Origin of the sequence: Colwellia psychrerythraea, from assembly GCF_000764225.1 — a bacterium.
In the GTDB taxonomy this organism is placed as follows: Bacteria; Pseudomonadota; Gammaproteobacteria; order Enterobacterales; family Alteromonadaceae; genus Colwellia; species Colwellia psychrerythraea_D.
In genome coordinates this window covers 54,198-72,934 of the sequence record NZ_JQED01000042.1, presented here as the reverse complement: position 1 = coordinate 72,934, position 18,737 = coordinate 54,198, and the positions used below count along the sequence as shown (strand labels likewise).

At 38.0% G+C, this 18,737-nt stretch carries 18 protein-coding genes; 12 read left to right on the top strand and 6 right to left on the bottom strand.

The genetic code is table 11. The annotated features are described in order from the left end of the window. Window positions 1-19: 19 nt before the first annotated feature. Entirely contained in the window at window positions 20-415 is a 396-nt protein-coding gene (locus ND2E_RS06405) for a hypothetical protein (RefSeq protein WP_033094770.1), read from the bottom strand. Between the two features lie 285 nt (window positions 416-700). On the opposite strand from ND2E_RS06405, the gene ND2E_RS06410 reads away from it, so the two are divergent. Next, window positions 701-1,573 (top strand): peptidylprolyl isomerase, encoded by an 873-nt coding sequence (locus ND2E_RS06410; protein WP_052056749.1) that lies wholly within the window; start codon window positions 701-703, stop codon window positions 1,571-1,573. A 112-nt stretch (window positions 1,574-1,685) separates the two neighbouring features. Here the strand turns inward: ND2E_RS06410 and ND2E_RS06415 are convergent, their stop codons facing one another. From ND2E_RS06415 to ND2E_RS06425, 3 genes are all read right to left on the bottom strand, one after another. Then, a complete protein-coding gene (locus tag ND2E_RS06415) occupies window positions 1,686-2,966 on the bottom strand; it encodes an ammonium transporter (protein ID WP_033094769.1) in 1,281 nt (426 codons plus the stop codon). Between the two features lie 11 nt (window positions 2,967-2,977). Next, window positions 2,978-3,316, bottom strand: coding sequence for a P-II family nitrogen regulator (gene glnK, locus ND2E_RS06420; RefSeq protein WP_033094768.1), 339 nt, complete (start codon window positions 3,314-3,316; stop codon window positions 2,978-2,980). A gap of 325 nt (window positions 3,317-3,641) precedes the next feature. Further along, the gene (locus tag ND2E_RS06425; RefSeq protein WP_033094767.1) at window positions 3,642-3,869 is read right to left on the bottom strand and encodes a glutaredoxin family protein; all 228 of its coding nucleotides are present in this window, start codon (window positions 3,867-3,869) and stop codon (window positions 3,642-3,644) included. 370 nt (window positions 3,870-4,239) lie between these two features. On the opposite strand from ND2E_RS06425, the gene ND2E_RS06430 reads away from it, so the two are divergent. From ND2E_RS06430 to ND2E_RS06480, 11 genes are all read left to right on the top strand, one after another. Beyond that, window positions 4,240-5,439 (top strand): alginate export family protein, encoded by a 1,200-nt coding sequence (locus tag ND2E_RS06430; protein WP_033094766.1) that lies wholly within the window; start codon window positions 4,240-4,242, stop codon window positions 5,437-5,439. A gap of 238 nt (window positions 5,440-5,677) precedes the next feature. Further along, window positions 5,678-6,277, top strand: coding sequence for an anthranilate synthase component II (locus ND2E_RS06435; RefSeq protein ID WP_033094765.1), 600 nt, complete (start codon window positions 5,678-5,680; stop codon window positions 6,275-6,277). Between the two features lie 123 nt (window positions 6,278-6,400). Continuing rightward, entirely contained in the window at window positions 6,401-7,546 is a 1,146-nt protein-coding gene (locus ND2E_RS06440; protein ID WP_223303646.1) for an HDOD domain-containing protein, read from the top strand. 400 nt (window positions 7,547-7,946) lie between these two features. After that, window positions 7,947-9,158: an aspartate aminotransferase family protein gene (locus tag ND2E_RS06445; RefSeq protein ID WP_033094764.1), complete on the top strand. Its 1,212-nt coding sequence runs from the start codon at window positions 7,947-7,949 to the stop codon at window positions 9,156-9,158. 79 nt (window positions 9,159-9,237) lie between these two features. Further along, window positions 9,238-10,254, top strand: coding sequence for an arginine N-succinyltransferase (astA, locus tag ND2E_RS06450; protein ID WP_033094763.1), 1,017 nt, complete (start codon window positions 9,238-9,240; stop codon window positions 10,252-10,254). A gap of 125 nt (window positions 10,255-10,379) precedes the next feature. After that, window positions 10,380-11,858: a succinylglutamate-semialdehyde dehydrogenase gene (astD, locus tag ND2E_RS06455; RefSeq protein ID WP_033094762.1), complete on the top strand. Its 1,479-nt coding sequence runs from the start codon at window positions 10,380-10,382 to the stop codon at window positions 11,856-11,858. Continuing rightward, window positions 11,859-13,010, top strand: a complete 1,152-nt coding sequence (gene astE, locus ND2E_RS06460) for a succinylglutamate desuccinylase (RefSeq protein ID WP_033094761.1) — start codon at window positions 11,859-11,861, stop codon at window positions 13,008-13,010. Between the two features lie 154 nt (window positions 13,011-13,164). Then, window positions 13,165-13,509 carry a DUF3802 family protein gene (locus ND2E_RS06465; RefSeq protein WP_033094760.1) on the top strand — a complete coding sequence of 115 codons (345 nt, stop codon included), beginning with the start codon at window positions 13,165-13,167 and terminating at the stop codon, window positions 13,507-13,509. A gap of 260 nt (window positions 13,510-13,769) precedes the next feature. Beyond that, entirely contained in the window at window positions 13,770-14,174 is a 405-nt protein-coding gene (locus ND2E_RS06470) for an OsmC family protein (protein ID WP_033094759.1), read from the top strand. Between the two features lie 12 nt (window positions 14,175-14,186). Then, complete coding sequence (gene speD, locus ND2E_RS06475) at window positions 14,187-14,945, top strand: adenosylmethionine decarboxylase (RefSeq protein ID WP_033094758.1); 759 nt, start codon at window positions 14,187-14,189, stop codon at window positions 14,943-14,945. Window positions 14,946-15,154: 209 nt separating this feature from the next. Beyond that, window positions 15,155-17,038, top strand: coding sequence for a tetratricopeptide repeat-containing diguanylate cyclase (locus ND2E_RS06480; protein WP_052056747.1), 1,884 nt, complete (start codon window positions 15,155-15,157; stop codon window positions 17,036-17,038). 187 nt (window positions 17,039-17,225) lie between these two features. Here ND2E_RS06480 and ND2E_RS06485 read toward each other — a convergent pair whose 3' ends face one another. Both ND2E_RS06485 and rplQ read right to left on the bottom strand, forming a co-directional pair. Further along, on the bottom strand, window positions 17,226-18,125 hold the full coding sequence (locus tag ND2E_RS06485; RefSeq protein WP_033094757.1) for a phosphoribulokinase: 900 nt from the start codon (window positions 18,123-18,125) through the stop codon (window positions 17,226-17,228). A 195-nt stretch (window positions 18,126-18,320) separates the two neighbouring features. Further along, window positions 18,321-18,725: a 50S ribosomal protein L17 gene (rplQ, locus tag ND2E_RS06490; RefSeq protein WP_033094756.1), complete on the bottom strand. Its 405-nt coding sequence runs from the start codon at window positions 18,723-18,725 to the stop codon at window positions 18,321-18,323. Between the last annotated feature and the right edge of the window lie 12 nt (window positions 18,726-18,737).

The following is an 18,737-nucleotide window of genomic DNA, read 5'->3' as shown; positions in this document are numbered from 1 at the left end:
ACATGGGTAACTTAACTACTTAGAATGAAAAGCGTACACCAATCGCGCCATCAACATTGAATTTAAAGCCATCGTCAAAATCTGCAACCGGTTGTACTTGACCATATAAATCCCAGCCTTTAGCAAAGTACCAAGAAATCCCCACAGGAGCGCGAACGCCAAAGCCGTCATCCCATTCAGTCCAGCCGCCAGCTGCAAAATACCAAGATAGCGGTGCTGTATTTTCAAACTGTCCGGTTTTAATTAGGTAATCAACCGCAAAGCCGCTATCACCCAAGACAATATTATAACGATCTATCTGTGCGACTAGGCTTAAATCCATATCAATTGCAGCACCAATTTTCATGTCTGCTTGCACAAAGCGGGGCACAGATGAAAGCAGTATAAAAATTGCGACTAATAGGAGTTTTTTCACATGTATTCCTTAAATTTATCGGAGTAGTTTAATAAAATTATCGCTATTTTAGTGCCTTTCTATATCAAAGCAAGCGAACGATTAAAACATAATGACACGGGAGAAACAGGCTTGCCTACGAGATTTTGCTCTATATCTCCCCTGTTATCAGCGTTATTGAGCAATTTAAAGAAACACCAGCAATTTCCTCTAGGTTACTAAAGTGTAACGGCTACTTGTTAACAACCATCACAGTCTTTACTATAAGCGACAAATTCGAACTATTGATACAAACTCAGGTTGTCCATGTTTACACAAATAACAAAAAAAAATATTAAAAGTCTTTGTGCCCTTGCCGGCATAGCCACGTTAAGTTTAGGGCTTGCTAACACAGCTAATTCGACTATTGTGGAAATTAAAACATCATTGAGCGATGAAAGTATTGAAGTTAATTTGTTTGATAAAACAACACCTGCAACAGTAGCAAACTTTCTCAGCTATATAAAAAATGAGCATTACAATAACTCTGTGGTGCATAGAGTTTCACCTAATTTTGTTGTGCAAGCGGGTGGCTATCAATTTACGGGTGCATGGCCATTAACAGCGCTAGCACCCAATGCCGCCGTCGTAAACGAACCGATTTACTCTAATGTAAAAGGTACGATTGCCATGGCTAAAAAAGGCAATGATGTTAACAGCGCCACCAACCAATGGTTTTTTAATTTAAAAGATAACAATGACACCTCAGAATCTAATAACTTAGATCGGCAAAATGGTGGTTTCACCGTCTTTGGTCAAGTTATCAAAGGTTTTGATATCATCGAAAAAATAGCCCTGATACAAAACCTCTGTACAAATGGCGCTTTACAGGGCATTCCTATGATAATTGAAAGTAATGAAACATGTACTGATATGGACGTCCCGGGTACGGAAAATTTTGTTGTCATTGAACGAGTAGCAGTGAAAGATCCATCAAACGTAACAGACAGCGACTTAAATCCTCTACTATCAAAATATCCTGATAGTGACGGAGATGGCGTAAAAGATATTGACGATGCTTTCCCAAGTGATCCGAATAAAACAGTGCCTGATGCAGAAGACAGTGGCGGTTCAATGACTTGGTTTACCTTGGTAATGCTAGGTATATTCGCAAGTCGAAAACGTTTTTTAAAAGCCTAACCCACAAAAAAAGCAGCGTATCGTCTAATGATATCGCTGCTTTTGTTAATTGGGGTAATTAATAACTTAACGATAGATTATTAAGCATGAGCCAGTAATCTATTAGGTTAACTTAGCCTCTGGTAAACTCTGGGTATGCTTCCATACCACAATCAGAGATATCAACACCTTCATACTCTTCTTCAGCACTCACTCGAATACCAATTATTTTCTTCAAGCTAAACCAAACGATGAAACTCGTTACAAATACCCAGACAAAAATTGTTGCAGCGCCAATAAGCTGACCGCTAAAACTAGAAGCTGAATTTGTAATAGGAACAATCATTAGACCAAAGAAACCCACGACACCGTGAACTGAAATAGCGCCCACAGGATCATCAATCTTGATTTTATCTAACGCTAAAATTGACATTACAACAATAACGCCAGCAATCGCACCAAACAGTGTTGCTTGTAATGGCGATGGCGTTGATGGTTCCGCAGTAATCGCAACCAAACCTGCTAAGGCGCCGTTCAATGTCATAGTTAAATCCGCTTTTTTGAACAGTATTTTAGCAAAAATAAGCGCTGAGATTGCACCTGCCGCTGCCGCTGCATTGGTATTTAAAAACACCATAGCGACTGAGTTTGCACTATTAATGTCAGCAAGTTTCAATACTGAACCACCATTAAAACCAAACCAACCCATCCATAAGATAAAGGTACCTAATGTTGCCATAGGTAAGTTAGCACCGGGAATAGCATTCACTTTCCCGTCTTTACTATATTTTCCTTTACGAGCACCAAGTAATAAAACACCTGCTAATGCGGCAGAAGCGCCAGCCATATGAACAATACCTGAACCCGCGAAGTCTGAGAAACCTAAGTCGCCTAAAGTGTATAAACCAAATACAGCATCACCATTCCAAGTCCAGCTACCCTCCATTGGGTAGATGAAACCCGTTAATACAACAGTAAATGCTAAGAATGCCCATAACTTCATACGCTCAGCGACGGCACCCGAAACAATCGACATCGCAGTAGCTACGAAGACTACTTGGAAGAAAAAGTCAGAAGCATTAGAGTAAACTGCACCGCCATCGAAACCTGCTTCTGCAGATTCTGCTAAAACAGCACCAACAAGCGCTTCAGCATCACTAGCGCCATCTAGAGCGATACCATTTAAAAAGATACCGCCACCATACATGATATCGTATCCAACAATAAGGTACATCACGCAAGCTATCGCATAGAGTGAGACGTTTTTAGTCAATATTTCAGTGGTATTTTTAGCTCTCACTAAACCCGCTTCAAGCATTGAGAAACCTGCAGCCATCCACATAACTAAAGCGCCACACATTAGGAAGTAAAAGGTATCTAATGCATATTGTAATTGAAAAATATTTTGTTCCATTATCATTCTCCTTAAAGTGCTTCAGAATCTAGCTCGCCCGTACGAATACGAATAGCTTGCTCTAGGTTATAAACAAAAATCTTACCGTCACCGATTTTTCCGGTATAAGCCGCTTTTGTAATGGTTTCAAGTAAGCGTTCAACAAGATCATCATTGACTGCAATTTCCAGCTTCACTTTAGGTAAGAAATCAACTTGATATTCAGCGCCACGATATAATTCGGTATGTCCTTTTTGACGGCCAAACCCTTTAACTTCACTCACTGTAATGCCTTCAACGCCTACTTCAGAAATAGCCTCTCTCACATCATCTAATTTAAATGGTTTTATGATTGCGCTAATTAATTTCATGGTTAACCTCTAGTTATCGTATTTTATATATCTGATAACTAGACAATACAATTCACATGCCAAAATAAATAAACATTCAAAATCAGCGGGTTAGCTAACTTAGGTGTATTTACCTTAATGTATTCGCACCAAGAACGTGCAGGAATTTACCCCGCTGATATTATCTGGTGCAATATGGGGTAGAGAGGAAAGGATAAAGAAGAGGGAATTAACTTAGTCGTATTAAATTATGATCTAACCGCATGTACAAGTGAGTAGAGAAAATCAATCAAGTCATCAGCCTTAAACCTAATAGATTGTGATGTGATGACTCATATTTTTACTATTAGCTATTATAAAGTTCGGTAAATGCTTTGACTGAAAACCCGTTAAGCAGTTGATCACCTACCTTTAGCACAGGTACACCACGTAAACGCGTTGCCGCAAACTCTTTTTGCCCCTTTGCTGTCTTAATATTACACAACCTAAAAGCAATACCTTGTTGTTCAAGGTAACGTTTTGCTGTTTGGCAATGAGGACACTTTTCCATGGTATATAAAACAACTCTTTTCATTTTTTTTACCTTAATAAATTCGACCTAACTACCTTTAGAACTTAGGATATTTCCTGTGCAACAAGTCATGGCATGATGCTTGCTATTTTATCCTAAGCATAGCTAAACTAGGTAATACTTTCTTAGATACAGTTTTCATTAAAACAAATCTTTAAGCGAGAAGAGTACCAACAATAGGAATCAGTTCTTAAGTTGAAGCTAAGCTTGATTTAAATCAAGTTAGTAAACCTATTAAAATACATATATTAACAACTTGATTTAAATCAAACTATTCATTCTGATGCAGTGCAAAACTCCCCTCATCAGTTACCTATAACAATAATAATAAAGTTAACGTACCATCTTAAAAACATGAAATTAGGATATTATTATGAAAACAGTAGTAAATAAGTTTACCTTATCATTGATCAGCGCAGCAATTTTAGCAGCTCCTTCCGCCTTTGCAGGTGAAACAGCACATGGCAAAAGTATTACCGAAGCACTTAGCGATAGCACAGTTAAAGTTAATTTACGTGCTCGTTACGAAGGCGTAGATCAAGATGGTAAAGCAAAAGATGCTTCAGCGTTAACACTAAAAAGTCGTATCACAGTTAATACGGGCAGTTACAGCAACTTCTCGCTTGGCTTAGAAGTTGATAAAGTCGATGCCCTAGTTGATGACTATGCTGTGCCAGGTGAAGCTTCTGAATATCCAGTAGTTGCAGATCCGCAGGGTACTGACGTAAACCAAGCATTCATCAAATACGCCAATAGTGGTTTTAGTGCCGTAGTTGGTCGTCAACGTGTTTTACATAACAATCAACGCTTTGTTGGTGGTGTAGGTTGGAGACAAAACGAGCAAACTTATGATGGAGTTCGTGCACAATATGCAGCTGGTGCTTTCTCTGTTGATTATAGCTACATCCATAACATCAACAGCATTACTTCTGCCGATGTAAAAGGTGAATTCAATTTAGTTAATGCAAAATACAAGATTAACAAAAACCATAAACTAGCGGGTTTTGCTTACCTTTTAGACTATGAAGCGGCTGCAAACGATAAAAACTCTAGCAGCACAGTAGGTGCTTTGTATAATGGTAAGTTTGGCAAGTTTTTAGTAAACGCGAGTCTTGCAAGTCAAAGCGACAATGGTGATAACCCAATGAATTACTCAGCTATGTATATCAATGCTGAAGCTGGTTATAACTTTGGTCAAGTGACTGTTATCGGTGGTTATGAGTTATTAGGTAGTGATGACGGTAAGGTAGCGTTCAATACACCATTAGCAACGAAACATAAATTCAACGGTTGGGCTGATAAATTTTTAGGCACACCAAAAGAAGGTCTACAAGACGTTTATTTAACTGCTAAAGGTAAAGTTTCAGGCGTTAAATGGGCAGCAACTTACCATGACTTCTCATCTGATGAAGGTAGCATTGACTTTGGCAATGAGATTGATTTAGTTGCCACTTACCAATTTAACAAAAACTACGGTGTTTTAGTTAAAGCTGCTAACTACAGTGAAGGTGATGCAGGCACAGCGCAAACTGATACCAATAAACTTTGGGTTCAAATGACGGCTAAGTTCTAAGAAACCAAAAAGCTATACAATAAGAAGCTAGCAACTTGCTAGCTTCTACTCAAAGCAACGGAATATGCAGGTTTCCGCTGGAATTAGAAACACCTCTATCTTGAATTATTTAACCGAGCTGAAACACGCGCTTTCAAGTGGCTTGGCTATATTATTTTTTCTCCCTTCATTGCATTGCCCCATTCCAATAAAAGCATTAGAATAGCCGCGAATTTCACTAGCTGTTAGGCGACTTTTTTTGTTATTAATGATCGACAATTACGACTCCTTTACTTTTAATTTAGTGCATTATTTTCAAGCACTAGGTCAAGAGGTTGTGGCCTATAGAAATAATGAAATTAGCCTCAAAGAAATTGAGCAATTAAAGCCTCAATATATTGTTATATCTCCTGGTCCTTGTGACCCTGATTCGGCCGGTATCTCCCTTAGCGTTGTCAAAGAGTTTGCCGGTAAAATACCTTTATTAGGCGTGTGTTTAGGCCACCAATGCATTGCACAACATTTTGGCGCAACTGTCGAAAAGGCCAAAAAGGTAATGCATGGCAAAACATCAAAAATATCACATAATCAGCAAGGTTTATTTGCTGAATTAAATCACCCATTACAAGTAACACGTTATCACTCACTAATTGTTAACAAACAATCATTGCCAGCAGAGTTGATCATGACAGCCTGGAGTCATAACGAACAAGGTGAAGTAGATGAAGTTATGGCACTAGAACATGAAACCTTAGCGATAAGCAGCGTACAGTTTCATCCGGAATCCATACTTACCGAGCAAGGACAATGTTTATTAAAGAATTTTATCAAGCAATTTAAAAATCATCCGATAAACTAATAACAAGAGCTTTTTAGAGTAAAGCCATATAAAGTAGTGTTTTACTGCCTTGTAGTAATTAAAACACTAGACTTAACGCATACAATGCTCAATTTTATTTTCTAGGTAAGCAATAAAACCTTTATGCAAATTTTTGAAAACAATCAGACAGTCGCCACAATCTATCAACGCGCTATCAGCCTATCTATCTGTAAAGATTTTGCGGAAAAGCAAAGTGGTAAAGTTTCTATGGTTGACCATCAAGGTAGCGAGCAAGAAAACCGTCGCCGAGAATTGTTATCTGTTGAAGTGCAAGCCCAACAAGAGAAAATTATTGCCGAACATGGTGAAGAGCATTTTAGAAAACAAACTAAACAGAACTTCTTCAATCGGCTTGGTACTGAAATTAATAGTGACTTTGATAATAAAGAACACCTATACCATTACGTCTTAGGCATTGAAGATGCCTGCCCTGCTATCCTTGATATTTTATCTGCTCGCGCCGCATCGGTAAACCAAATCAAAGATCTTGCTGCCTCATTACCCTGGTTAACCATTGATTTAATTAGCTTAGTAAATAAACCACAATATAGAAAACGTGCTGACGTACAAGTTACTGATGCCAAGCTAGCATTAAGTTACATTGGCTTAGATAATTTAAAATTAGTCATGCCAACATTTACTTTGAAACATTGGTTACCAACAAGTACGGCTCCTTATGGTTTAATGAAACGCAAGCTTTGGAACGATAGCTTATCTATTGCACTAGCTTCGAGCGTATTAGCCAAAGAACAAGGACTTGATGAGTTTACTGCTTTTACAACAGGCATGCTGTCAAATATTGGCAGGCTTGCCGTAACCCGCTGTTATTTAACTAAGTTTAGTGAAATGCATAAAAAGGAATTACGCAAAGCATTTGAACAAAAAGATAAACGTTTACATAATGTATTATCCAAAATAGAGACCAGTGAAGAACTGCTCCTGGAACAACTCGTTATGCGAAGTTCGCAACTCTCTGCTGATTTAATTGAAAAGATGCATTTTAAACGCCTACCAATAACCGAGCCAATTTTTGATTTAGCTTATGCAGAAAGTATTGAAAAAATGCACCCTATTGCGCAGCTTGTTGCTAAAGCTAAAGCTTATATTGCTTTTCGTGCTTTGGCAAAAGAAGAGCTTATTGACGCTGAAGAAAGTAAAAAATTACTTAATACGGTTAATTTGACACCCACTGAGATAGCTTTATTGAAAAAAAGCGATATCGATCACATCAAGTTGAACTTCAATTAAAAGAAAAAACAGCCCTAAAAGCGCCTTTTCTTCTATTTTTTAGTTCAATTGCCACAAAATTCAGTTTTTTTCATGATTTTTTTCTGATTATTTATTAAAAAATAGCGCTGATGGCTGACATCAATCAAGCGCCTACTCACTCACTTATCTTTATATCTCTACAAAATAATATGAGACAATAAATATTCACCTTTTTTGAATAAAGTTAGCTAAGCCTTTGTTTCTTCTGGGCTACAGGCTAGCAGAGCAAGACAAGCCGACTATTTCCTGTCATACTATTCCTCTAATTTTTAACGCACTGTATTTATTTTTTACAATAATTAGATATTCATTAAGCTTTATCAAGATTATGCAGTAAGCTATTAAAAAAATTACCCACTAATTAATGAGGATTTAAAAAATGTCAGAACATTTTTCGGTTGAACGCGGCTTATTTGATGATGTAATGGTGCCAAATTATGCACCTTCAGCGGTTATTCCTGTTCGCGGTCAAGGCTCTCGAGTGTGGGATCAGCAAGACAAAGAATATATCGATTTTGCCGGCGGAATTGCTGTAAGTGCTTTAGGTCACTGTCATCCTGCTTTAGTGGGTGCATTAAAAGAGCAAGGCGAAAAAATATGGCATTTATCTAATGTTCAAACCAATGAGCCCGCTTTACGTTTAGCAAAAAAGTTAGTTGATAATACTTTTGCTGAAAAAGTATACTTTTGTAATTCAGGTGCTGAATCAAATGAGGCAGCACTTAAGTTAGCTCGTCGTTGGGCATTAGATGTACATGGTGAAGATAAATCACAAATCATTGCTTTTAAACAAGGTTTCCACGGCCGTACTTTCTTTACTGTAACGGTTGGCGGTCAAGCTGCTTATTCTGATGGATTTGGTCCAAAACCAGGTGATATCGACCATGCAGAATATAATAACCTTGATAGTTTGAAAGCATTAATCTCAGATAAAACATGTGCTGTAATGATTGAACCATTACAAGGTGAAGGCGGTATTGTTTCACCAACAGATGAATTTATTAAAGGTGTTCGCACTTTGTGTGATCAACACAACGCCTTATTAATTTTTGATGAAGTACAAACAGGTGTTGGCCGTTTAGGTGAATTGTACGCCTATATGGATCTAGGTGTTACGCCAGATATTTTAACGTCAGCTAAAGGTTTAGGTGGTGGTTTCCCTATTGGTGCAATGCTTACGACTACTGAAATTGCTAAACATCTTAAAATTGGTACTCACGGCAGTACTTATGGTGGTAATCCACTAGCATGTGCTGTTGCAGAAGCCGTATTAAATACTGTCAATACACCAGAAGTTTTAGCAGGTATAAAAACTAAAGCTAAGCTTTACGTTGATGGCTTAAACAGCATTAACGCTAAATATAATGTTTTCTCTGAAATCCGTGGTAAAGGTTTATTAATTGGTGCGGTATTAAACGAAAAATACCAAGGCCAAGCTAAAAACTTCTTAAATGCGGCAATGGACGAAGGTGTCATGGTATTAGTTGCAGGCGCAAGCATTGTTCGCTTTGCACCATCACTTGTTATTTCTGATGAAGATATCACTCTTGGTTTAGCACGCTTTGAAAAAGCAATCGCAAACTTAGTTTAATCAAGTTAATGCTAATAGTTACCTGTTCATTCTCTCTAGAGTTTGAGCAGGTTTCCACTTCTTTTCATCGAGAGCATTTATGATCATTGTACGTCCTATTAAAAAAAGTGACTTGAAAGCCCTACACCAAATCGCAATAGATTCTGGTCATGGATTTACTTCACTACCAGTAAATAAGCAATTACTTCAACAGCGCATTAGCCTTGCTGAAGAATCCTTTTCTAAAGATGTAAGCCAAGCGGGAAGCGAAGGTTATCTTTTTGTTATGGAAGATACCGAAACAGGTCAGGTTGTTGGTACCAGTGGTATTGAAGCTGCTGTTGGTTTAGATGATGCTTTTTATCATTATCACTTAGGCAAAGTAGTCCATAGCTCACGTGAACTGAATATTTACAATACCGTAGAAACTTTATCACTGTGTAATGATTACACCGGTGCCAGTGAGATTTGCACGTTATATTTAAGTGACAGCCATCGCAAAAATAATAATGGTCGTTTTCTATCGCGTTTCCGATTTCTTTTTATCGCGGAACATAAAGAACGTTTTTCTGACACAATTATTGCTGAAATGCGTGGCGTTTCAGACAATGAAGGCCGCTCCCCATTTTGGAACTGGCTTGAAGAGCATTTTTTCTCAATGGACTTTCCTACTGCCGATTACTTAACCGGAATAGGTAAAAAAGAGTTTATTGCTGAGTTGATGCCTAAATATCCAATTTATGTGAATTTACTCAGTAAAGAAGCACAAGACGTTATTGATAAGGTCCATCCACAAACAGTTCCAGCACTTCGTTTATTAGAAGCTGAAGGTTTTGCTAGACGTGGTTATGTTGATATTTTTGATGCCGGTCCAACAGTTGAATCTAATGTTAATAATATTAGATCCGTTAGCCAAAGTAAGCGTTGCCAAGTGATTATCGACGAAGTGCAATCAACTGATAATTACATAATATGTAATAGTCAAGTTGAAGACTTCAGAGCCACTCAAGCTCCACTGTCATTACGTGACACCGCTAATCAAGTTGTGATTAGCCAAGCTGTTGCCGATGCTTTGATGGTAAGCGCCGGTGATTGGGTTCGTATAATATCCAATTAACTCCTGCCACTTTGTCTTAGCACAGCAACATATAAATTTAGCGTGGCTATCACTAGTCACTCATCAAATTATTAAGGGTGATAGCAAAATTTCTCTATCACCACTATCAATGAGAAGGAAATACCATGTCTCACACAAATCCAGTTCAATTTATTAATGGTCAATGGCAAGCAGGCTTAGGTCATGATGTTAGTTCATCTAACCCTGCTCGTAATGAAGTTATTTGGCAAGGTAAAACTGCCAGTGCAGATCAAGTGAATGATGCTGTATTAAGCGCTCGACAAGCATTTGAAAGCTGGGCAAATATTAGCCTAGAAGCACGAGTTGCTGTCGTGACTAAATTTGCTGAGTTATTAGCCGAAAATAAAGATGCATTAGCAACAACTATTGCCTTAGAAACAGGCAAGCCTAAATGGGAAACTACAGGTGAAGCTGGCGCAATGGTCGCTAAAGTAGCTATTTCATTGAAAGCTTACCAAGAACGTACTGGAACGGTTGAAAACCCAATGCCAGGTGCTAAGGCCTTTATTCGTCACAAACCTCATGGTGTTGTGGCTATTTTTGGTCCATATAACTTCCCAGGACATTTACCAAATGGCCACATAGTGCCTGCCTTAATAGCGGGTAATACTATTGTATTTAAACCAAGTGAATTAACTCCCCGTGTTGCAGAAGAAATGCTAAAACTATGGGAGCAGGCAGGTTTACCTAAAGGTGTTATTAACTTAGTTCAAGGTGAAGTCGACACAGGTAAAGCATTAGCTAGCCATAAACTTATTGATGGCTTGTTTTTCACAGGTAGCTCTACTACAGGTCATTTATTGCATGAGCAATTTGCTGGGCAACCGGGCAAAATTCTTGCGCTTGAAATGGGGGGTAATAACCCACTTGTTATTAAAGATGTCAGCGATATTGATGCCGTTGTACATGACATTGTGCAATCTGCTTTTGTCACTACTGGCCAACGTTGTACCTGTGCACGTCGTTTGTTCATTGAAGCTAATGAACAAGGTGATGCTATTTTAGCTCGCCTTATCGAAGTAACTAAAAACTTAACAATTGGTTACTACGATGATAAAGAACAGCCATTTATGGGTTCTATGATCTCTGAGAAAGCAGCGTTAAGTTTAGTCGATGCACAAGTAAAATTGACTGCCTTAGGTGCAAAATCAATTGTAGAACTTAAGCACTTAGAAGCAGGTACAGGTTTTGTTTCACCAGGTATCATCGATGTAACTGACATTGCAGCTGACGTACCTGACGAAGAGTACTTTGGTCCATTAGTGAAAGTTTATCGTTATAACGACTTCGACAAAGCCATTGATGAAGCAAATAACACTGGATTTGGTCTATCAGCAGGTTTATTGTCTGATAGTGAAGAGTCATATAACCACTTCTTTACTCGTATTCGTGCTGGTATTGTTAACTGGAATAAACCAATTACAGGTGCAAGCAGCGCTGCACCATTTGGTGGCATCGGTGCTAGTGGTAACCACAGAGCCAGTGCCTTTTATGCCGCGGATTATTGTGCATACCCAATTGCCTCAGTTGAAGCAGAGAAGGTGAGCCTACCTGCAACTTTAACGCCAGGTATGAAATTCTAAATGCAATACAATAATACTCTTACAGCAGAAACATCAAACCTTACTGATATTACATCTGATAGCTTTACCCAAGCTTATCAACAATTTATTGCACAAGGTGACTTTATCGCGTTAACACGCCAGTTTGAGCAAGGCTTTGTCCAAACTGGCATAGAAAACCAATTAAGTTTTAACGTCAAGCAAGCAAAAGTTAGCTTACTCGATACCGGTGTTTTATTGGTAGAGCCGACAAAGTGGGCAACACCAAGTAAGAGTATTGTTATTTCATCGGGTATTCATGGCAATGAAACCGCACCAATCGAAATTGTACAGCATTTGATTAGTGACATTATTGCGCAGAAAACCCAAGTTATGCACCGTACCCTATTCATTATGGGTAACCCTGTAGCAATGAATATTGCTAAGCGCTTTAAAACTGAAAATTTAAACCGCTTGTTCTGTAAAAAGCACCAAGAGTTAACCCCTTGTTATGAAAAGTACCGCGCAGCAAAATTAGAAAACTATGTCAGTGATTTCTTTAACACTGGCAAGGTTAAAAGCACGAATAAAAATGACGGTGGCAATACCAGCGAGACCCAAGTCACTAACTATCACTATGATTTACATACTGCCATTCGTGATTCTAAATATGAAAAATTTGCCATTTACCCTTATCAAGCAGGAAAACCATGGGATAAAGAACAATTAAGCTTCATGGCTAGTTGTGGCGTTAATACTATTTTATTTGGTCATGGTCCTAGTGGCACATTTTCCTATTTCAGTAGTGCCAATTTCTGTGCACACGCGTTTACCATTGAATTAGGTAAAGTAAGACCTTTTGGTGAAAATGACATGGCTAATTTTCAAGCCATGACGGACAATTTAAGCGCATTAGTTAGCGGTGAAGAAATAGTTCTGAAAAGTTTTGAAAATAAAGATTTTAATTTATTTGAAGCATTAGGTGATATCACTAAAATAAGTGATAAATTCGAACTTTTTATTGCAGATAATGCGAGTAATTTTACTGATTACCCTGTCGGCACTCTGCTGTCGACTGATAGCGAGCAAGAATACCGTACTAGCTTACCAGGTGAGAGTATCGTATTCCCTAATGCTAATGTCGGTAACGGTCAACGTGCTGTTTTGATGGTTGTCCCTACAACACTCAAATAAACGCCCAGATACTTTACAGCCCTTTATCATAATCTTTTAAAGTGATAACGGGCTATAATAGCTATCGTATTCATTATCACTCATTAAAAACACAAAACTTCCTGCTATACTCAAACACAAGTACTACTCTTCTACATAGGTAAATTAAGATATTATGGTTACAGACACTGACGGCTATATTCAGATTATTGAATATCTTACCGAGCACCTCAGTTTATTTGAAAACTCTATAGCACCAACTCAAGTCACTGAAACCGTAATGTCAGCCATTGAAATTGAATTGTGTGATCAAATTATTACTGTTTGCAGTCAAAATCAAAGCCTGACGTTTAATCAACGTAATGCCATAATCCGAGAAGTAGATGCAATCGTGTATGATCTTGAAGAAATATTATCTGGTGTCATTAATAACCCGGTTAATGCTGAGCAACGAGCTTTCATAACTGAATTTGCAGGTTTAATCAAAAACCTCTTTGATACTGTAATCCACAAAGCATAAGCTAACTTCAGTTCATTATCATTACTGTTGCTCACTATTAATTAGTCATCTGCACGTTAGAAAAACGCTATTAACCTGAACTCGGCTTAAGCGATGTTTGACCGTCCACACAAACTATTCCAAAGAGTTTCTAGCTTGATAGTTTTTCTTAATTCAAGGCAAATTTCACGTTATTAGCTGGTCTATTACATATAACAACTGGTGAAGGAGCTTCATCTTCGATAGAATCCCTTCCCTATTAATGGCAAAAAGAGTCGATAATGAAAGCACAAGTAAAATGGTTAGGCGAAGAGTTATTCATGGGCACCTCAGAAAGTGGTCACACCATGGTGTTAGATGCAAACAGTGGTAATTTAGCCCCAAGCCCTATGGAAGGTGTACTCATTTCACTTGGTGGCTGCTCTTCGGTAGATGTAGTGAGTATTTTGCAAAAAGCGCGTCAAAATATAACCGGCTGTCATGTTGAACTTTCAGGTACGCGTGTTGATAGTGTGCCTGCTCTTTTTGAAACAATTCACCTTCGTTTTGTTATCAAGGGAACTGATGTAGCTGCTAAACATGTTGAACGAGCAGTAAACTTATCTGCAGATAAATATTGCTCTGTTGCCTTAATGTTGAACGCTAAAGTTAACATTACTCACGATTTCAAAATTATTGCTCCATAACCATACTGCCTTATGGAAACAGATAATAAAATCCCCTTGTGTGGTTTTAATAATTTAACGAAAAGTTTAAGCTTTTCGTTATATAGGGTGCATTATTTACCCTTTAATCAATCCATTGATAGTTATAATACCTACATCAATCAAACCTATAACAGTGAGTTGCTCGAAATATTGCTTACTAAGATTTGTCACGCTATTGGTGGTAATGTATTGAACATTGCAAGCCAGGATTACACCCCTCAAGGGGCGAGTGTGACGCTAATGATCTCAGAAGAAGCAAAGCCAGAGTCGTTAGTGGCTCATTTAGATAAAAGCCATTTATGCATTCATACCTATCCAGAAGAAACTGCAAAGAAGGGTGTTGCCATTTTCAGAGCCGATATTGAGCTATCGACCTGTGGCGTTATTTCTCCTTTAAAAGTTCTAGATTATGTCATAGAGGCCTTCTCAGCTGATGTTATTGATATAGACTATCGTGTCCGAGGCATGACTCGCGATCATCGTGGTAAAAAACACTTTAGTGATCATAAAATTAGTTCAATTAGCGAGCACTTAGCTAAAGGTACACGTAATGCGTATCGTGTTAGAGATAGTGTAATGACAACTCACAATTTATTTCATTGTAAGCTTGTAAGGCAGTCGATCAATTTGCAGCAACACATATTTACTCTAGATTCTAGCCTCTGTCAGCAGCAAATTTTAGAGCAAGATAAAGAGCAAATAAAAGAGCTACTAACTAAAGAATTAAGCGAACTTTTTGACAGTAAATAGTTCACATCCCCGACAAAGTTGTCGTCATTACTTCGACGAAACTTTGCAGTACTTTCAAAGATCTATTTTTCTTGATATCGTCAGGTTATGTCACCAAAAATGACTCACAGTAACAACTCTCTACACTGCAAAAATCTTTCTAAGTAGAACAAACTGTTTAGTGTCGTTGATGGTATAATGCGTTAATTATGATGGAATAGGAGTATTTTTTGTTCATTAAGCAGTTTCTTCTTACTTCATTCATTTTTGCAAGTTACCTTAGCAGTATATTTATCTGTTTATCCGTTGACGCTACTGAAAACAAACGTGCTGATACCATTATTACATTATTTAAAACAAGCAAACCATCATCACCGCAACAGGCCAGTAGCTTATTACAAGAACTAAAAAAGACAATATCACCCGATGATCTGCTACGGCAAAAAGAATATATTCGTGCCAAATGTTGGAATCAGAAAGTCGAAACAAATGCTCAAATAGAACAAGCGATATCATTCGCAAATGAACAACTTGATATTTTTAATTCACCCGCCCCTTCAAAAATCACAATTGATTTAACATTATGCAAAACAACTTATCAACGATTATTAGGTCAAGTTGATACTACATTGCAAGATTTAACAAACGCGATTAACCAAGCATACATCATAGAGGCACCATTATTGATTGCCCACGGGTACAGTCAACGGGGCACTTTGCACTCATATCAAGGTAATTACTCTGCATCCCTTGAAGATTTACTGACCGCACAAAGTCACTACGAGTCTCTTAAATTGAACTATTGGGCCAATATAAACTTAGGCGAGCTCGCAACTAGCTACCGCCGATTTGGTGATGCAAAAAGCGCCTTAAAATATCAATTGCAATTAGAAGATATTTATATAAAAGAAGGCAAACTATTTGAAGCTAATGACATAAACATTCAAATAGCCTCTTCGTTAGAGCAATTAAACGACTTAGAAGAAGCCAATGCCCGTTATCGGGTGAGCCAGCAATTTCTGCATGATAAGCAGCCAGTAATTTCAGCGGATATGTCGATAAATATAGCTAATAATCTCATATCATTAGGCCAATACAGCAAGGCACTAACTTTATTACAGCAAGCAGAAAGTACCATTACACCTGAGTACAATGCTCCTTATAGTTTTTTACAATTATATTTAGCAAACACACAATTTAAACTTAATAATTACCCCGCTAGCTTAGCTGCGTTACAAAACGCTGAGAAGGCCTTTATCATTGATAAGAATCAACGTGGTCTTAGTCAAGTACTAGAGCTTAGAAGTAACATTTATCAGGCAGATAAGGATTGGCAAAACGCCTACCAAAGTTTAGCAGACTATCTCAAAGTTCATTTAGCACAAGACGAAAGAGTACTTACTAAACTCAATGCTGAATTACGAACACGCTTTGATACTGACAGAATTAAACATGAAAATGACCTACTGCTGCAGCACGCAAATGATAAAGAAATACAGCTGCATATGTTACAACGTAATAAGACAATGCAAATTATCATAATTACCCTAGTCGGTATTATTTTAATATTGGTGTCTATATTCGCTTATAAGCAGATGAATCATAAACAGCAATATAGAAAGCTCGCATTTACTGATGAATTAACCCAAGTAGCTAACAGACGGGAAACTTACGTTCAGGCTGAAAAATGCCTTACTCTCTGTAAGAAAAGCCAAAAACCATTTTCATTAATCTTCTTTGATGCTGATTATTTTAAATTAGTTAATGATGAATTAGGGCATTATATCGGCGATCAAGTTTTAATCTGTCTTGCCAACATTGCAACTAAGGTCATCCGCAACGGAGATATCGTAGGTCGCGTCGGGGGAGAAGAGTTTATAATTTTACTGCCTGATACCGATATTGAAATAGCATTAACAATCGCAAATAGGCTGTTAACTACTATTGAACAGTATGAATGGTCAACAGTGTCAAGTAACTTGACACAAACGGTCAGTGCTGGCGTCGTAAGATATCAAGAAGAAAAAGACTTATCAGAGTTATTATTAAAAGCCGATAAAGCGCTCTATGAAGCAAAAGCTGCTGGTCGTAATCATGTAAAAGTGTATTTGTAATGTTTACTGAAAGTAAAAATGAACAATTACAAAACTTGTTAATATGCACAAAAATGGTTAGTGAAAACTCCCGATAAATGTCACAGCAAAGGTAAGCACCTAAGTAACTTTCCTCCCCATTAAATAAGCATGCGCCTTTACTTCTCCTAACTCAGCACTAAACGCGCTTTTATCAGTACTTAACGCTTTATAAATCACTCATCCAATCTAATTGCTTATTCGCTTGATTTTTACGATCCATCAAATCACGTATTAAAGGAGTTAAAATTAGCTCCATCGCTAGTCCCATCTTGCCCCCTGGAACTACGAGGGTATTAATTCGTGACATAAATGCCCCATCAATCATTCGTAGATAATACTGAAAGTCAACATTTTTGACTTCACGAAAACGAATGACGACAAAACTCTCATCTAAGCTAGGAATTGCCTTAGCGCTAAATGGATTTGAGGTATCGACAGTAGGCACCCGTTGAAAGTTAATATGAGTGCGAGAAAATTGTGGTGTAATAAAGGATATATAGTCCTCCATACTGCGTACTATGCTGGCTGTCACAGCCTCTCGAGAGTGACCACGCTTATTAGTGTCGCGAATGATCTTCTGGATCCATTCCAAATTAACAATCGGTACCATGCCAATAAGTAAATCAACATGTTTGGCAACGTCATTGTCCTTGGTTACTACACCGCCATGGAGCCCTTCATAATATAACAAATCAGTACCTTCCCCAAACTCTTCCCACGGGGTAAAAGTACCTGGCATTTGATTGTACGGAACTGCTTCATCAAACGTATGCAAATAGCGTCGAATTTGGCCTTTACCTGTTTCACTATAATCATGGAACAATTTTTCGAGGGCGGTAAAATCATTAGCGAGATCACCAAAGTAACTGATGTTAGTGCGTGCCTCTTTTGCTTTACGTTTTTCCATATCCATTTCTTGTCGGGAAAAACGATGAAAACTATCCCCTTCGACATTGACTGAGGAAATGCCGAGTGTTCTAAAGATATGCTCAAATGCAGCAGTCGTTGTAGATGTTCCAGCTCCTGATGAGCCAGTAACGGCTATAATAGGATTTCGTGTCGACATAAAGGCTCAAAGATTCAACTAAAGTATAATAGATATTTTATACGGTGAATTTACGTTTAGGTCAAGGAAGAAAGCGACAAGTTTAACAGTGAAAACGGCATAACCACTATCCATATGATTAATATATTCATCAAATTCTAGGTAATAAAAAACCGAGCCAAGGCTCGGTTTTTTAATTAAAGTATAAACTTTCGTTTAAGCTTCAGCTGACTCTTCAACTACTTCAGGAGCATCTTCTACTACTGGGCGGTCTACTAATTCAATGTATGCCATAGGCGCTTTATCACCAGTACGGAAACCACATTTTAAAATGCGAGTATAACCACCTGGACGTTCTTGGTAACGAGCACCAAGTTCGCTGAATAAAATACCTACTACTTCTTTATCTTGTGTACGAGCAAACGCTAAACGGCGATTTGCAACACTGTCGGTTTTGGCCAATGTAATCAGTGGCTCAACAACGCGACGTAGTTCTTTAGCTTTAGCTACAGTCGTTTTGATAACGCCGTGCTTTACTAAAGAGCTTGCCATATTGCGGAACATCGCTTGGCGATGACTGCTATTACGGTTTAACTGGCGACCGCTTTGACGATGACGCATAAGTTAATCCTT

Coding starts and splice junctions, on each gene's coding strand:
- ND2E_RS06465 (WP_033094760.1), top strand. CDS start 13,165: ATGGTTACAGACACTGACGGCTATATTCAGATTATTGAATATCTTACC.
- astE (WP_033094761.1), top strand. CDS start 11,859: ATGCAATACAATAATACTCTTACAGCAGAAACATCAAACCTTACTGAT.
- ND2E_RS06415 (WP_033094769.1), bottom strand. CDS start 2,966: ATGGAACAAAATATTTTTCAATTACAATATGCATTAGATACCTTTTAC.
- ND2E_RS06485 (WP_033094757.1), bottom strand. CDS start 18,125: ATGTCGACACGAAATCCTATTATAGCCGTTACTGGCTCATCAGGAGCT.
- ND2E_RS06430 (WP_033094766.1), top strand. CDS start 4,240: ATGAAAACAGTAGTAAATAAGTTTACCTTATCATTGATCAGCGCAGCA.
- astD (WP_033094762.1), top strand. CDS start 10,380: ATGTCTCACACAAATCCAGTTCAATTTATTAATGGTCAATGGCAAGCA.
- ND2E_RS06445 (WP_033094764.1), top strand. CDS start 7,947: ATGTCAGAACATTTTTCGGTTGAACGCGGCTTATTTGATGATGTAATG.
- glnK (WP_033094768.1), bottom strand. CDS start 3,316: ATGAAATTAATTAGCGCAATCATAAAACCATTTAAATTAGATGATGTG.
- astA (WP_033094763.1), top strand. CDS start 9,238: ATGATCATTGTACGTCCTATTAAAAAAAGTGACTTGAAAGCCCTACAC.
- ND2E_RS06440 (WP_223303646.1), top strand. CDS start 6,401: ATGCAAATTTTTGAAAACAATCAGACAGTCGCCACAATCTATCAACGC.
- ND2E_RS06425 (WP_033094767.1), bottom strand. CDS start 3,869: ATGAAAAGAGTTGTTTTATATACCATGGAAAAGTGTCCTCATTGCCAA.
- rplQ (WP_033094756.1), bottom strand. CDS start 18,725: ATGCGTCATCGTCAAAGCGGTCGCCAGTTAAACCGTAATAGCAGTCAT.
- ND2E_RS06470 (WP_033094759.1), top strand. CDS start 13,770: ATGAAAGCACAAGTAAAATGGTTAGGCGAAGAGTTATTCATGGGCACC.
- ND2E_RS06410 (WP_052056749.1), top strand. CDS start 701: ATGTTTACACAAATAACAAAAAAAAATATTAAAAGTCTTTGTGCCCTT.
- speD (WP_033094758.1), top strand. CDS start 14,187: ATGGAAACAGATAATAAAATCCCCTTGTGTGGTTTTAATAATTTAACG.